A 15,681-nucleotide genomic window follows, 5' to 3' on the forward strand; every position below is an offset into this window, starting at 1 on the left:
ACATGAACAACCAGCTGCTGCTCGACGCGATCACGGCAAAGGCGCTCGGCGAGGCGTCGGCCGAGCCGTTCGAGGACGCGCTGTCCGTCTTGCCTTCCTTCTTGGAGGAGAACCCTGTGGCGGAGATGGCCTACGCGCGCTACATCAGGGAGCTCGCCAGCGACAAGGTGGTGGCGTGCGGAGCCGACGTCGCGGAGGCTGAGAGGATCATGCGCTGCATCGAGGGGATCCTCAAGCTGAACGCGCGAGCCGACCTGGACAGCTACATGCTCTTCATGGAGTGGAGGCGTGAGCCAGACAAGAGGTTCTGGCTGCCGAGGCGCCACGTGCTGTACCCGGTGTGCGAGGGCTTCCAAGACCTGGCGGACGACCGCCTCGACATCCTGATCGTGTCGCTCCCGCCGCGTGTCGGCAAGTCGACGACGGGCGTGTTCGCGGAGACTTGGCAGATGGGGCGCGAGCCGCTGAGCGCGAACGTCATGAGCGGGCATTCAGACAAGCTCACGAAGGGCTTCCACATGGAAGCGCTCAGCATAATATCCGACGACGAGACGTACCGATTTGCCGAGGTGTTCCCCGACTCCCCGCTCGTCGACAAGAGCATGGCTGACGAGACGATCCACCTGAAGCGCAAGGGGCGCTTCCCGTCGCTCACGTGCCGCTCGGTCGACGGCACGCTGACGGGAGCCGTAGAGGTCGGCAGGAAGGGCTGGCTGTACTGCGACGACCTCGTGTCAGACCGTGAGGAGGCTCTGTCGGCCGAGCGCATGGACAAGCTGTACGCGGCATATCTCAACCAGCTGCGCGACCGCATGCTGGACGGCGCGAAGGAGGTGCACGTCGGCACGAGGTGGGTGCCCAACGACGTGATCGGACGCGTCATCGACAAGAACGAGGGCAACAGGCGCTGCCGCGTGATCATCATCCCGGCGCTCGACGAGAGCGGGGAGACGAGCTTCGACTACCTCTACGGCCTGGGGTTCTCGACCAAGTACTACGAGGACATGCGCGACTCGCTGGAAGAGGCCGGCGAGGGAGACTCCTGGGATGCGAAGTACATGGGCGCGCCGCGCTTTATCGGCGGCTTGATGTTCCCCAAGGCCGAGCTCAACTACTACGACGAGCTGCCGGACGAGGAGCCTGACGGCATCATCGCCGTGTGCGACACGAAGGATCGCGGCGCGGACTACGCCGTGCAGCCCATCGGCTACATCTACGGCACCAGGCACTACATCGAGCACTTCACGTGCGACAACGGCCTGCCCGAGGTGGTTGAGCCGAGGCTCGCCGGCGCGCTGGCGAGGCACGGCGTCGGCAAGGCTTGCTACGAGTCGAACAGCGCAGGCGGCCGCGTCGCCGATTCGGTGGCCGAGAAGTGCAGGGAGCTCGGACACGTGATCGACATGAGGAAGAAGTTCTCCACCGAGAACAAGGAGACGCGCATCCTCGTCGATTCCGAATGGATCAAGCGGAGGTGCTACTTCAAGAGAGAGCCCGACGACGAGGATTACCGGCGAGCAATGGCGCAGCTCACGAGCTATACGACGGAGGGCAAGAACAAGCACGACGACGTGCCCGACGCGATGAGCATGTACAAGCGGTTCGTGACTCTGCTGATACCGGCGACGGTGGAGGCGATGAGGCGGCCGTTCTGACCCAGAAGGAACTCGTTGCGTCGCAAAGAAATCTATAGCACCCCATTGCACATCGCTGTTGCCTTCCGATCGAGAAGCGGAGAGGATTCGCGGCGGCGGAACCTCTCCGCTGTCGGTGATCCGGTCGTCGTCGCGCCACATGCTGCGGCAGGCGCGCTCCCCTCGCGCTATACGGCCGGCTCGCACCGTCTTCGAGAGAATCAGGGATGTGGAGCTTGGCTGACAACGTGAACAACGCGCAGGAGACGGGGCACGCGCCCAGCGAGTCGCATAAGCCCTCGCTAGACGGGGTCTGCGCCGGCGCGTTCAAGGGCCGCAAGGTTATCTACTCAGACTGCGAGCTCGTTGACGAGCGCAATGTCGTCGACGTGCTTCAAGAATCGCTCGCGGCCCATGCCTTCAACGCCGCCCAGATCGGCTACCTCTGGCGCTACTACAAGGGCGTGCAGCCAATCTTGTGGCGCGAGAAAGAGGTTCGTCCCGAGATCAAGAACGACGTGGTTGAGAACCACGCCCAGGAGATAGTCGCGTTCAAGATCGGCTACCAGCTTGCGGAGCCTTTGCAGTACACCTGCCGCATGCAGGGCGGCAAGGCCGACGACGGCGAGGCAAACGGCGAGTACGAGGACACGCTCGCAGACGTGAACGAGCTGAACACGCTCATGTTCGCCGAGGACAAGGCGTCGCACGACCGTGACCTCTTCGAGTGGATGTGCGTGTGCGGCCTGGGCTACCGCATGTGCGAGGTCGATTCGGAGTACGACGCGGAGGAGGGCGACGCACCCTTCGACCTGTATGTGCTCGACCCGCGCGACACGTTCGTGGTGCGCTCAAGCAGATACCACCATCGCATGCTCATGAGCGTGCTCATCTCGCACGACTTCGACGAGGGCAAGACCATCTACACCGTCTACACGAACAGCGGTTACTTCGAGATCGTCGACGGAAGAATCGTCGACAGCAAGCCGCATACCTACAGGGCGAACCCAGTCGTCGAGTACAGGCTCAACAACGCGCGGATGGGCGTGTTCGAGCCGGTGCTCCCGCTCCTCGACGCGATCAACAAGGTTGAGTCAAACCGACTCGATGACATCGAGCAGATCGTGCAGGCGCTCATGGTCTTCAAGGACTGCGACATCTCAGGCGACGACTACGACGAGATGCGCGAGAAGGGCGCCGTGAAGATCAGGAGCCTCGACCCCAGCGTCAAAGCAGCAATTGAAATGCTCAACAACCCGCTCGACCAGATCGGCACGCAGACAGTCAAGGAAGACCTCTACCAGAGCGTCGTGAACATCTGCGGCATGCCGAACCGCAACGGCCAGGGAGGCTCGACGTCTGACACGGGCGCCGCAGTGCTGCTGCGTGACGGGTGGACGCTCGCCGAGTCCCATGCGAAGAGTTACGAGCTTCAGTTCAAGCGCTCCGAGAGGGACTTCCTGCGCGTGGCGATGAGCGTTTGCCGACAGAGCAAGGACTGCGACCTGGACTTGCGCATACGCGACATCGAGCTCGCGTTCAACCGACGCAACTACGAGAACATCATGGCCAAGGCGCAAGTTCTGACAACGATGCTTGGGACAGGCAAGATCCATCCTCAGCTCGCGTTCCAGGCGTGCGGCCTGTTCACCGACCCGGACGCCGCCTACAAGCAATCGTGCGAGTATGCGGAATCCAACGACGTGGGCGTGGGAGAGGCGGCTCTCGCCGTTGCCAGGAGCCAAGCCGTCGAGCAAGGCTCTCAGCGTGGGTCGCAGGCAACCGTTCCTGAGCCAGATGACGGCAGCAGCGCGGCAAATGCCGCGAGCGCATAGGCGGCCACTGCGTCAAGTGGCAGATGTAATCCGTGCGGTGCCGACCGCGTGACCAAGCGGCGTAGACGGAGAAAGGCGGAAGCGGTGAAGAGAGAAGACGTCAAGGCAATCTTCCCAAACGCAACTGACGAGGAGATTGACAGCCTGCTGAACAAGGTCGGCGACGAGCTCAACCCCCTCAAGCGCAAGCTCAAGAACGCAGAGGCCGAGCGCGATGAGACGAAGGCGTCTCTCGTCGAGGCTCAGGCCAGCGAATCTGACTACAAGCGTCAGCTTGACGAGGCCAACGCAAAGCTCGAATCCGGCATGAGTGACGAGGAGCGGCTTGCGCAGCGCGAGAAGGCGGCTGAGGAGCGTGAGCGTGAGTTCACCTTGAAGTCGAACTCGCTCGACGCCAAGGCGATATTCGTCGAGGCGGGGTGCTTCGACGAGGCTGACATCACTGGGCTGGTCGAGCAGGTAACGAGCGAGGACGGCGAGGAGACCAAGGCGCGCGCAAAGCGAATCGTGGACACGGTCAGCAAGCAGCGCGCAGCCGTGAAGCAAGAGACGGAAGACGCCTTGCTGAGAGGCAATCCCAAGCCGAATGGCGGCGGAGGCAATAGCGACGGCGCTCCGACCACCCTCAAGGATTTCCTTGCTCTGTCGGATGCTGAGCAGATCGCGCTCAAGGAAGCAGACCCGACGATTCTCTCGCAACTGAAGTAGAGACTAAGGAGAAACGGATATGCCAGGAACAGTGACAGTCGGCAGCACGTCCTTCCCGTTTGACGAGGAGATCTTCGCGCTGCATTTCGAGAACCAGCCCAACCTCGTCCGCGACGCGATGGTGTCCAGCGGCGCCATGGTCAACGACGCGTACATCGCGTCTCTGGTGCAGAACGGGAGCAACACCTACACCATGCCGTTCTACAACGCTCTGGCGGACGGCGACGAGGACAACTACGACGGGCAGACCGACATGACGACCGACCAGATCACCGGCGCGAGCCAGAGCGGCGTCGTGTTCGGCCGCATGAAGGCGTGGGAGGCACCCCAGTTCATCTCCGACTTCACCTCGGCGAAGCCCATGTCTGCGATCGCGGCGCGAATCGCGCCGTGGTACGTGCATCAGACTCAGAAGCGAATCATCGGAATCACCAACGCGGTGCTCGGCGTCACGAAGATGAAGAGCCATGCTGTGACCAAGACGGCGCTGAACGAGAACACCCTCTCCGACGTGACGCAGGAGATCTGGGGCGACAACAAGGACAATATCGTCATGGCGATCATGCACTCTGCGGTAGCCCAGGAGTTCGAGGATCTTAACCGCGCCAACTATCTGAAGTACACCGATCAGAACGGCATGACGCGCCAGGTGCGCACCATCGACGTGAACGGGATTCTGTGCATCATCGACGACGGCACGCCCTACACAGCGGCGAGCGGAGACGGCTCGACGCCGGCTACGTACGACACCTACCTGTTCGGCCGAGGTGCGCTGCGTTACGCGCCGGCTCCCGTGACCAAGCCCGTCGAGACGTGGCGCGACCCGAAGACGAAGGGCGGCGTCGACTTCATCGGCACTCGCAAGCGTGAGACGATCCATCCCAACGGCTTCTCGTTCGTCAAGCCGAGCGCGATGACCGAGTCCCCGACCAACGCCCAGCTCTTCGCCAAAGCGAACTGGGAGCTTGCGTACAGCGACCCGCGGGCCATCCTCATCGGCAAGATGACCACTCCCGGCCACGCGGCTTAGGAGAGCTAGCGATGACTGACGAGGAGATGCTATCCGCAGTCAAGATGCTGGTCGACGACGAGCGCTTCGACAAGTACGTCGAGCACTACCTCGACATTGCCAAGGGAGCCGTCGTATTCCGCATGTGGCCCTACGCAGACGCAGCATGGGACGACGTTCCGGAGAAGTACCATGCGCAGACTGTTGAGATCGCCGTCTACCTCGTCAACCGTCGCGGAGCGGAGGGCGAGACGAGCCATAGCGAGAGCGGGGTCTCCCGCAGCTACGAGTCGGCAGGCATACCTTCAAGCCTGCTGTTCGGGATCACGCCTCATGCGGGTGTTCCGAGATGAGGAACCTCGAAAGGGACACGCAGCCTGTCTACATAGCCAGGTTCGCGAGGCTCGAAGCCCAGGAGATCGACGGGAGGCTGACGGGTAAGAACGTGCCCGTACGCACAGCGCCCGCCTTGTTCTGGCCCAGCGTCTCGATGACCCGAGGCGAAGCGCAGGGAGCTTACTTCGGGGTTAACCTCGACTACGACAGGGTCATCACGATTGCCGACCCCGGCTTCGAGGCGTCCGAGGCCGATGTGCTGTGGATCGACGCAGAGGTTGGTGATCTGGGCAATCCGAGCCCGCATGACCACATCGTGAAGAAGGTCGCCCGCAAGGGCGGCTACACGGTGATCGCTGCCAAGCGGGTGGAGGTTCGCCGATGAAGATCTCCCTCGGGCTGTCGGCTGAGTCTGTCAAGGCAGCTGCTCGGCGACTCGATGAGTACGCGGAAAAGCTGGAAGGCAAGAGCGAGGAGCTTTGCCTGCGCTTGGCGGAGGCAGGCGTCGATGCAGCCGTCTCCCATGTCCGCAAAGACACGGGCGAGCTTGCAGGAGGCATCAGGTTCGAGAAGTCTGGCGACAAGGAGTACCTGGTCGTGTCCGAGGGAGAGTATGCGACGTTCGTCGAGTTCGGCACAGGCGTCGTCGGACAGGGCACCTATCCCGGCAATCTTCCTGCCGGATGGGGCTACGACGAGCGCAGGACGCCGGCTGCGCATGACTCGGCCGACCCCACGAGGTGGTACTACCGCGACCGGAACGGGGAGACGCGCAGCACGCGCGGTCAGACGGCGAACGCCTACATGGCCGCAAGTGCCGAGGAGATGAGGCAGGCGATCTTGGAGATTGCGAGGGAGGTGTTCAGAACGTGATCGACATCGAGGCAGGACTGTACGACGAACTTGCTCGGCTCGTCTTAGCTGAGTTCCCAGACGCATACGTTTCGAGTGAGCACGTAATCTCGCCGCCGAAGTTCCCTGCCGTTTTCATCGAGCAGACGTTCAGCAGCGAGGTTGACTCGCGTCGGGACTCCTCGGGAGAGGAGAACGCAAACGCGATCATCTGGACTGTAAACGTCTACAGCAATTCTGAGTCGGGCGCCAAGCAGGAATGCAGGGCGATCCTGGCGATCATCGACAAGCGCCTGCGCTTCTACAACATGAAGAGGCTCACGGCTCGCCCGATAGACAACGCAGCAGACCCGAGCATCTACCGCTACGTCGGCAGGTTCACGGGGCTGGTCGACAAAGACGGAAACATGTATTGGAGGTAAGGAAATGACCGAAAAGGCGCACAACACCAGCATGACGTACCTGATGAACTCCGCAAACGGTACGACCTATACGAAGCTCGTCGACATCAAGGAGTTCCCCGACCTCGGCAGCGCCCCGCCGACGCTCGACACCACTACCCTAAGCGACATGATGCACACCTACATCAACGACATCCTCGACACGGGCGGCGGCCTTGAGTTCACGGCCAACTACAAGCTGGAAGACTACAAAACGCTGCTTGAGCACGCTGGAAAGGAAGAGAACTACGCCGTCTGGTTCGGCGCCAAGAAGGAAGGCGAGGTCTTCACGCCCGACGGATCGTTTGGCAAGTTCGAGTTCAAGGGGGAGCTCTCCGTCTGGAAGAAGGGCGCCGGCGTCGGCGCGGTTCAGGACATGGGCATCTCCATCGCTCCGAGCACCGAGATCAAGCTCAACCAGGCCACAGGCGCCTAGCAGCTAGTTGACAGAAAGAGAGGTTCTGCAATGACTGACCCTACTGCATCCAAACTTGCGACCAAGATCACGTTCGAATGGAACGGAACTGAGTACACCATGGAGTTCGACCGGGACACCGTAGCCCAAACCGAGAAGGTTTTCGACGTGTCGATGGCCGAGGTCAACGCGGGCAAGATTACGGCGATGACGGGGCTGTTCTACGGCTCGTTCCTGAAGCATCATCCGAACATCAAGGCATCTACCCTTGACGCCATCTTGAATCTCATGCCTGACAAGGTAAAGCTGTTCCGCACCCTCACGGCAATGTACATCGTCTGCGTCAACTCGCTGCTAGAGGATTCCGACGAGGGAAAAACGATCAGTTGGACGGCAGTGTAGACGATCCGTCCAACAAGAAGGTATACGTCTACGCATCAGAGCTTTTCTGGGACACCTTTCCGACCTACCTGGCAATCGGGATGCCTGCGGACGAGTTCTGGCACGGAGATCCGAGGCTCGCCGCCTCATACAGAGAGGCGGAGAAGATAAAGAGAGAAAACCGCTATCTCGCGGAATGGCGAGCCGGGGTCTACGTTTTTGAAGCCCTCTATGCAGCAGCCCCAGCTTTCAGGGATTTTGGCGGGGGCACACCGCACGAGTATCCGCGTGACCCGATCTTCTCGGTGCTTGCCAAGCGGGAGACAACCGAGAGAGACGAGAGCAAGGCTCGGATGGAGAAGAACAAGGCCGTGTTCATGGCCTTGGCAGAGAAGATCAACGCCGAAATGGTTGAGCGGCAGGCTGCCGCCAAAGGGGAGTTTTAGAAGCAGGAGAGGTTTCGCTTTCTTTCAGCATCTACGAAGGGAAGCGATATGTCAGCGGAAGGAAGCATCGACAAGCTATCTATCGAAGTGTCGAGCACCGCTTCTGACGCTGTGCGCGGCATAAAAGACCTGAGCAGCGCCCTGGTCGGGCTTGAGTCGAGCATCGGGGGCAACGCAACAAAGCTGGCGGATCTCTCTCGCGGGATCTCGGCTTTGAAGAACGCCTCCTCGAACCTGCGGCTCGACAACCTCAAGCAGCTCAGTGACCTCAAGCTGAGCAGCAGCGTCGGCGGCAGCGTCAAATCGCTTGCGGCGGCCGTGTCTCTGATGCCCGCAGACTCGCAGGCGCGCTTGGCGCCGATTGCGTCCCTCAAGGCGCTTGACGGCGTGAAGATGAGCTCTTCGCTGGGAGGTAACCTGACGAAGATAGCGACGGCCCTCGCGTTCATGCCCACAGACACGGCCAGCAGAGTCGCGGGCCTCTCCACGCTAAAGCACCTAAGCGGGGTGAAGATCAGCGCAACGGTGCCGAACAACCTGCATAAGTTGGCGCAGGCGGTGTCAGCGTTTCCCCAAGGGGCTGGATCCCGCCTGACGGGCCTCGCCTCTGCGCTCCTCCCGCTCAAGCAGCTCAACGGAATGAAGATAACGACGGCCCTCAACGGACTCCGCGAGCTTCCCGCCGTCTTGAAGCAGTACGAGACGCTTAACGTAGGAAGCTTGGTGGCACAGCTCGATCAGCTCAATCCGAGGCTGAAGTCCCTCGCGGTCGCTGCGAACTCGCTGAAGACCGCGTTCAACAAGATGCCGAGCTCCCTTCGCACCGTCGCCGCCGCGACGAGAACCGTCACCTCTGCGAACGGCACGCTCAACTCGTCGATGAAGGAAACCGCCACAAGTGCCGTCTCCGTCATCGGCAAGTTCGGCACGCTCAACCTGGCCTTCCACTACCTCTGGAACGGCATGGCCTCATGCGTGAACGAGGTCAACAAGTACATAGAGAACATGAACCTCTTCGAGGCTTCGATGGGCGGGTACACCGAATCGGCTGCCGAGTTCGGCAATACAGTGCAGAACGTGATGGGCATTGACTTCGGGCAGTGGGCGCGAAACCAAGGTGTGTTTCAGACGCTGATCACAGGCATGGGCGACACAGCTGACAGGGCAGCCGTCATGAGTCAGCAGCTCACCCAGCTCGGTTACGACATCTCGTCGTTCTACAACATCTCCGTCGATGACGCGATGCTCAAGATACAGTCCGGCGTCGCAGGCGAGCTTGAGCCGCTTCGGCGCCTCGGCTGGGATCTCTCCGACGCCCGAATGAACTTCGAGCTGGCGAAGATGGGGATAGACAAGAGCACCCAATCCATGACGCAAGCTGAGAAGGTCGGTCTGCGCTACTACATGATCATGAACCAGGTGACGCAGGTTCATGGCGACATGGCGCGCACCATCGCCTCTCCCGCGAACCAGCTGCGCGTCTTACAGGCTCAGGTCACGCTTGCCGCGCGCGCAGTGGGCAGTTTACTCATTCCGATGCTCAACATGATATTGCCTTACGCGATTGCAGCGGCGAAGGCCATTCGCCTTCTCGCTCAGACGATTGCGAGCTTCTTCGGCATCGACGCGTCATTCGAGGTTGATTACTCGACGCTTGACACGAGCGGCATATCGACAGGCGGCGTCGATGACCTGACTGCCTCCCTCGATGACTCAGGTAAGGCTGCCGACAAGGCCAAGAAGAAGGTACAGGAGTACAAGAACACCGTCATGGGCTTCGACGAGCTCAACAAGCTCAACGATACGCCTGAGAGCGCCAGCGGAGACGCAGGAGGAGGCGGTGCAGGGAGCGGCGGGGGCGGCGGCCTAGACCTGCCCCTCGACACGTACGACTTCCTCGCCGGCCTTGATGATTACATCACAAAGCTCAGCGACGGGCTCGCTGACAAGATGATCGACGGCCTGAAGAAGATCGCACCTGCGGTGGCGGGGATCGGAGCGGGCATCGGAGCATGGAAGATCGGCAAGGGCCTTATCAGCGGCCTGGACGCGCTTTCAGGCAAGCTGAAGGTCGCTGGCGGCAGCGCTATGAGGCTGGCTGACAACCTGTCAAGGTCTGGCAACCCGTCCAAGATGAAGATCGGTGGCCTGGTAGGCGACATAGGCATCGGCCTGGGCTTCGCCGCTGCGAAAGCCGGCGACATCGCCAAGTCGATTGGCGGGCTGAAGCTGGCCGGTGTCGCAGCCGCAGTCGCGGTCATCGTCGGCCGCACAGCAGACCTCTGGCTCAACAGCGAGAGGTTCGGGGACGGCGTTGCTCAGATCTGCGGATGGCTCGAAGAAGTGCCTGGCCTGATTGCGGGCATACCCGATGTCTTGGGCGGAATAGCTGAGCTCGCCTTGAGCGCGGCTGGTGCCTTCGCCGACTGGGTGAGGAGCCTCACCGGGATCGACCTCTCCTTCTTGGAGCCTGTCATCAGCGCCTTCAAGGAGCTCTCCGACTTCGTCGGGGACAAAGCCTCGGGCGTGGTGCGTGCGCTCAACCTGGACTTCGCAGACCTCGGCATAACCGTCGCAGGTCTGGCGATGGTGATCAGCGGCGTCGGTGCCCCGCTTGGCGCCGCGCTCCTCGCCTTCGAGGCGGTGACGCTCGCCGTCAGGGCGATTGGCTACGCCGCCGACCCGTGCGTGGAGAGCATGGACGCTCTGGCAGGCGCGTCCGAGGAGACAGCAGGCAAGCTCGGCACGTCCCTCGACTCGATGGAGAGCGCTATCAATGAGATCGACCAGATCAGCTTCAGCGATGCCGTCGTGACGGATGAGGACGTTCAGTCTGTCGGCGACAAGTGCGCCGACATACGCGACACGATTCTCAATAACCTCGACGCGAAGCGCAACGAGGAGCTTTCGCAGATTGACGCGATGGCCGGCTTCATGACAGCGGAGGAGATCGAGAGCGCGAAAGCTCGCGTGAACGAGTCCTACGACCAGCAGAAAGCAGCCATTGCGTCAGGCACGCAGGAGATCAGCGAAATACTCAACGCCGCGAAGGAGAACGGCGTAGCCCTCTCGCAAGAGCAGTCCGCCCGCGTCAACGAGATCCTTGACCAACAGTATCAGCAGCTCATCGAGACCTCAGGCGCCTCCTCGGAGGAGATCGCGAAGATCAACGAGGCCATGAGGAACAACAGCGAAGCTGCGGCTCTCGAAGCTGCGAGCAGCGTCATACAGGAGGCTCAGCGCGTTCGCGACGAGCGCAAGGCAACTGCGGAGGAAGACTACGCGAATCAGGTCGCTGTCGCGCAGAAGATGCTCGAAGCCGGCGACATCGACAAACAGCGCTACGACGAGATCGTCGCTGCCGCGGAAGAGGCGAAGAACCTGACGCTTCAGCACGCAGACGAACAGTATCAGGGCATCGTTGACAAGACGGAGAGCGGCCTCGGCGAGGCTGCCAACAAGTTCGACTTCGAGACCGGCGAGATTAAATCCAACTGGGACGTGTTCTTGTCAGACCTCGGAAGCTGGTGGGATGGGTTCAGCTCTGACTTCGGCAACAGCTGGAACAGGGCCTGGTCTGACGCCGGCAACAAGTTCGAAGGCTTCAAAAGCGATGTCGGCAACGCTTGGCAAAGCCTCTGCTCTGACATAAACAGCTGGTACAGAAGCAATTTGGAGCCGACGATCAGCGATGTCAAGTACGCGTTCCAGGTAGCTGGCAACGCGATAGGAGGTTTCTTGTCAAATCCTGTCGGCACCATCAAATCTGCGTGGGGAGACCTGTGCTCCTGGTTTGATCGAAGCATCGTGAGACCCATCCAGAGCCTGTTCAGGAGCATGCACATCGAGATCCCAGCGCCGAAGCTACCTCATATCGAGTGGAGCTGGCGCGAGTTCTCGGGCCCGTTCGGAAGTATTTCCATCCCGGAGTTCAACGGCATCAGCTGGTACGCGCAAGGCGGCTTCCCGACATCGGGCCAGCTCTTCATGGCCCGCGAGGACGGCCTGACTGAGATGGTCGGCACAATGGGCGGCAAGTCTGCGGTCGCGAACAACCAGCAGATCGTGGAGGGCATTGAGCGCGGCGTGATCAGCGCTATGCTCCAAGTCCTGCCCAGCTTCCAGCCTAGTCAAGACGGCGACGTGACGATGGTGCTCCAAGTGGGCAACGAGGTGCTTGCGCGCGCTGTCAACAAGGGCAACGCGTCCATGGCGCGTCGCGGCCAATTGAAACCCGAGATCCAATTCGCATAGGAGGTGTGCCATGCCAATGCTCTACGTCGGATCGTCTGCATCCAGCCTGACTCCCATATCCCTCGACCCAGCGCAGCTCACATGGGGCCTTCAGGACATCTCCGCAGCCGACGCGGGTCGCGTGCAGGATGCCGGCAACACCATGTACAAGATGCGGACGAGCCAGAAGCGCAAGATGAGCATCACGTGGAACTTCCCGACGGCCGCCCAGGCATCGGAAATCCTCAAGGCGTTCAACCCCGAGTACGTGTACGTGCGATACCACGACCCGATGGAGAACAGCTGGAACGTCCGCCAGTTCTACGTCGGAGACAGATCCGCCCCGTTCAAGTGGTTCAACCTCAAGGCGAGGGGGACGCGTCACGCGACGCTCTCCTTCGACATCATCGAGCGGTAGGTGGTGCGGAATGCTCAGCACAAGCTTCGAGTTCCGCACAAAGATCGCCCAGAACTCAAAGACGATGTTCAAGGCGACGCTCAGACTCGCAAACGGAAACACCAGATACCTTGTCGGCGACGACATCATGATGGGCAGCGTCTCGTTTGATGACGCCGTGTCGAGTGATGAGTCGTTCGACATCGGCGCCGCGATCATCAACAAGTTCGGCGTGACGCTCAACAACTACGACCGACGCTTCGACGAGTACGACTTCGAAGGCGCGACGATCTCACCATACGTAGGCGTGCAGCTCGACAGCGGCGGCGTCGAATGGCTTGGCAAGGGAGTCTACGGTGTCGACAAGCCCGAAGCCTACGGCAGCACAATAGGGCTCGTGGCGCTTGACAACATGAGGAAGTTCGAGCATCCCTACTCGGACGTTGCGACGAGCTACCCCGCCACGCTCGGCACCATCGTAGCTGACATCTGCCGAAAGTGCGGCGTGACGTTGAAGGCGAGCAATTTCGTCAACAGCACATACGTCGTGAGGGAGCGTCCGGAAGACGACGCTCTCACGTGCTTGCAGATGATCGCGCACGCGGCGCAGGCGTCGGGAAACTTCGCTCGCTGCAACGCGAGCGGACATCTCGTGCTCGACTGGTACAACACGGCGGCATTCGAGATGGAGGACTGGATCGACGGCGAGGAGTTCGACAACGCGAAGCCTTACGCCAGCGGCGACACGGCCGACGGAGGCAACTTCGACAGCTATGGAAGCGGAGACGCCGTTGAGGGCGGTGAGTTCGGCGCGAACGTCTACGCTAGCCTGTTCGCTCTCGCCAGCGAGACCATCTGCACTGACGATGTAGTCGTGACAGGTGTGAGCGTCACCGCCCAAGACGAACGAGATGACGACGGAACTGCTGGCGAGGAGGGCGAGACAGCTCTCTACGGCTCGCAAGGCTATGTGCTGTCAATCGAGGAGAACCCGCTCATCCTGTTCGGCGAGGCCAGTACCGTCGCAAGGCAGGTGGGCATTCGCGTCGTCGGCATGCGGTTCAGGCCCTTCGGCGTGAGCGCCATCGGGAATCCCGCTGTAGAGGCGGGAGACCCCGTGATCCTCACAGACAGGCTCCAGAATCAGTATCGCAGCTACCTTACGTCCCTCACGTACAAGGTCGGCAGCTATGAGGCGTTCTCCTGCGGGGCCGAGTCCCCTAGCAGAAATCAGGCGACGTCGTTCAGCGCCACGACAAAGGCCGTGGTAAAGATGAGGAACGCCCTGAAGCGGGAGAAGACCGCGCGCGTGCAGGCGGTTGAGAACCTTGCAGCGGAACTTGCCGAATCATCTGGGCTGTACATGACCACGGAGATCAAAACTGATGGGTCTACGGTCTACTACATGCACGACAAGCCGACCTTGGCGGAATCCAGGATCGTGTGGAAGCTGACGGCAAACGCCTTCGGCATTTCAACTGACGGAGGCAGGACGTATCCGTACGGCCTCGACGTGAACGGTGACGCGATACTCAACAGGATCTACGCCATCGGTCTCGACGCCGATTACATCAGGACAGGTGCCCTCGTCGTGAGGAGTGAGGGTAAGACCGTCTTCAGCGCTGATGTGGACACCGGCATCGTCTCGATTGCCGGAGACTGCGTGACAATTGGCAGCGAGAAGCTGACGGAGTCTATCAACGGCATCCGCGCGCTGTACGGCACCTGCACGACCGCCCAGGCCACTACGGCGAAGTACGTCACGTGCAGCGGGTTCTCACTCAGGGCGGGGGCCGTGATCAACGTCAAGTTCACCTACAGGAACACGGCCTCCGACCCGACGCTGAACGTCAACGGCACGGGTGCCAAGCCCATCTATTTGAACGGTGCAGCGCTCACGTCCGATTATTACTGGGATGTGCAGGACGTGATCACTTTCGTCTACTCGGGAAGCTACTGGTACGTTGTCGATGCCGGAGCGCTGTCGAAGATAAAGGCCACGTCAGACTCGATAACGCTCAACGTGAGCAAGACTTATGCGACGAAGAGCGAGCTGACGGTAGGGTTGAACTCGATCAGTTTGAGCGTGAGCAACGCGCGCCTCGGGAACACCGCGAGCATAGTCCTTTCCGCCAACGGCAAGAGCACTACGCGGACGATCGACCTCACGGGCGTGCGCAACGCGTTCAAGAACGACAACACGGCCATAACCATCACAGCAGGCACCGTGACGTTCAACAGCAACACGTTCGTGGTGAACAGCTCTTACTTCAAGGTCACGAGCACGGGCGTCATCACAGCCACCAGCGGGAAGGTCGGTGGTTTTACCATCAGCTCGTCTCAGATCTACAACGACAAGATGACGCTGAACTCAAGCGGCCTGCATCTTAAATACGGCTCAAACAATACGCAGTTAGGGCTTATCGGTACAAATACCTTGGCTACCGATTATTCGAAGTACGGCTTGAATTTCGATCTCGAGCCAGCTGGCGCGTATATGACATGGGCGACTAGGACGAGTTCAAGCGCAGCGAACTACGCCATGAAGCTCACCTACGCAAACAAGAGTCTGCCGATGTCAGGCGGTGGGTCGTGGACAGCCGGCCGCCTGCACGTCGCGTGCAACACGGACTTCCACAACTACAGGGCGTACAACCTCTGGATTGACCCCAACACAGGCGGTGCGAGCGGAGGCGTCAGCATGAGGATGCCCTTCATTCAGATCACCAGTATGAGCAGCAGCGGCTCTGCCGCCTATTGGTACACGAACTGCTATCTCACGTTCAAGAACGGCTTGCTCACAGACGCGGTAGCGCACACGGGATAAGGAGGAAACCATGTCCACAGAACCTTTGTATGACGCCACGGAAGGAATCCCGCCGGATCAGTCCGAGGCGACTGAGCCTGAAGGTCAAGCGCCGGACGGGATCAACGAAGAGCTTGAGCAGATCAACAGGAAGCTAGATCTGATTCTGTCAACGCTTCAGGGATAGGA

15 protein-coding genes are annotated in these 15,681 nt (G+C 60.7%); all 15 read left to right on the forward strand.

What is annotated here, in order from left to right:
- The first annotated feature begins 2 nt into the window (after positions 1 to 2).
- The 15 genes from terL (at position 3) to G7Y49_RS01965 (ending at position 15,679) form a co-directional block, all read left to right on the forward strand.
- Positions 3 to 1,655, forward strand: coding sequence for a phage terminase large subunit (gene terL, locus G7Y49_RS01895; RefSeq protein ID WP_165170679.1), 1,653 nt, complete (start codon positions 3 to 5; stop codon positions 1,653 to 1,655).
- 215 nt (positions 1,656 to 1,870) lie between these two features.
- Positions 1,871 to 3,469: a phage portal protein gene (locus G7Y49_RS01900; protein ID WP_165170681.1), complete on the forward strand. Its 1,599-nt coding sequence runs from the start codon at positions 1,871 to 1,873 to the stop codon at positions 3,467 to 3,469.
- 48 nt (positions 3,470 to 3,517) lie between these two features.
- The gene (locus G7Y49_RS01905) at positions 3,518 to 4,177 is read left to right on the forward strand and encodes a hypothetical protein (RefSeq protein ID WP_165170683.1); all 660 of its coding nucleotides are present in this window, start codon (positions 3,518 to 3,520) and stop codon (positions 4,175 to 4,177) included.
- 19 nt (positions 4,178 to 4,196) lie between these two features.
- Positions 4,197 to 5,207, forward strand: coding sequence for a coat protein (locus G7Y49_RS01910; protein WP_165170685.1), 1,011 nt, complete (start codon positions 4,197 to 4,199; stop codon positions 5,205 to 5,207).
- Between the two features lie 11 nt (positions 5,208 to 5,218).
- Positions 5,219 to 5,539, forward strand: coding sequence for a phage head-tail connector protein (locus G7Y49_RS01915; protein ID WP_165170687.1), 321 nt, complete (start codon positions 5,219 to 5,221; stop codon positions 5,537 to 5,539).
- 137 nt (positions 5,540 to 5,676) lie between these two features.
- Entirely contained in the window at positions 5,677 to 5,907 is a 231-nt protein-coding gene (locus tag G7Y49_RS12050) for a hypothetical protein (RefSeq protein ID WP_206214516.1), read from the forward strand.
- Entirely contained in the window at positions 5,904 to 6,395 is a 492-nt protein-coding gene (locus tag G7Y49_RS01925; protein WP_165170691.1) for an HK97 gp10 family phage protein, read from the forward strand. The genes G7Y49_RS12050 and G7Y49_RS01925 overlap by 4 nt, the downstream gene beginning before the upstream one ends.
- Positions 6,392 to 6,796 carry a hypothetical protein gene (locus G7Y49_RS01930; RefSeq protein ID WP_165170693.1) on the forward strand — a complete coding sequence of 135 codons (405 nt, stop codon included), beginning with the start codon at positions 6,392 to 6,394 and terminating at the stop codon, positions 6,794 to 6,796. The genes G7Y49_RS01925 and G7Y49_RS01930 overlap by 4 nt, the downstream gene beginning before the upstream one ends.
- Positions 6,797 to 6,800: 4 nt before the next feature.
- A complete protein-coding gene (locus tag G7Y49_RS01935) occupies positions 6,801 to 7,250 on the forward strand; it encodes a phage tail protein (protein WP_165170695.1) in 450 nt (149 codons plus the stop codon).
- Positions 7,251 to 7,280: 30 nt separating this feature from the next.
- A complete protein-coding gene (locus G7Y49_RS01940) occupies positions 7,281 to 7,631 on the forward strand; it encodes a DUF5055 domain-containing protein (RefSeq protein WP_165170697.1) in 351 nt (116 codons plus the stop codon).
- Positions 7,616 to 8,056: a hypothetical protein gene (locus G7Y49_RS01945; RefSeq protein ID WP_165170699.1), complete on the forward strand. Its 441-nt coding sequence runs from the start codon at positions 7,616 to 7,618 to the stop codon at positions 8,054 to 8,056. The genes G7Y49_RS01940 and G7Y49_RS01945 overlap by 16 nt, the downstream gene beginning before the upstream one ends.
- A 48-nt stretch (positions 8,057 to 8,104) precedes the next feature.
- The gene (locus G7Y49_RS01950; RefSeq protein WP_165170701.1) at positions 8,105 to 12,310 is read left to right on the forward strand and encodes a hypothetical protein; all 4,206 of its coding nucleotides are present in this window, start codon (positions 8,105 to 8,107) and stop codon (positions 12,308 to 12,310) included.
- A gap of 10 nt (positions 12,311 to 12,320) precedes the next feature.
- The gene (locus G7Y49_RS01955; protein WP_206214517.1) at positions 12,321 to 12,707 is read left to right on the forward strand and encodes a DUF6711 family protein; all 387 of its coding nucleotides are present in this window, start codon (positions 12,321 to 12,323) and stop codon (positions 12,705 to 12,707) included.
- Between the two features lie 10 nt (positions 12,708 to 12,717).
- Positions 12,718 to 15,513 (forward strand): hypothetical protein, encoded by a 2,796-nt coding sequence (locus G7Y49_RS01960; protein ID WP_165170703.1) that lies wholly within the window; start codon positions 12,718 to 12,720, stop codon positions 15,511 to 15,513.
- Between the two features lie 10 nt (positions 15,514 to 15,523).
- On the forward strand, positions 15,524 to 15,679 hold the full coding sequence (locus G7Y49_RS01965) for a hypothetical protein (RefSeq protein WP_165170705.1): 156 nt from the start codon (positions 15,524 to 15,526) through the stop codon (positions 15,677 to 15,679).
- Positions 15,680 to 15,681 lie beyond the last annotated feature (2 nt).

Origin of the sequence: Adlercreutzia sp. ZJ242 (assembly GCF_011038995.1) — a bacterium.
Taxonomy (GTDB): Bacteria; Actinomycetota; Coriobacteriia; order Coriobacteriales; family Eggerthellaceae; genus CAAEEV01.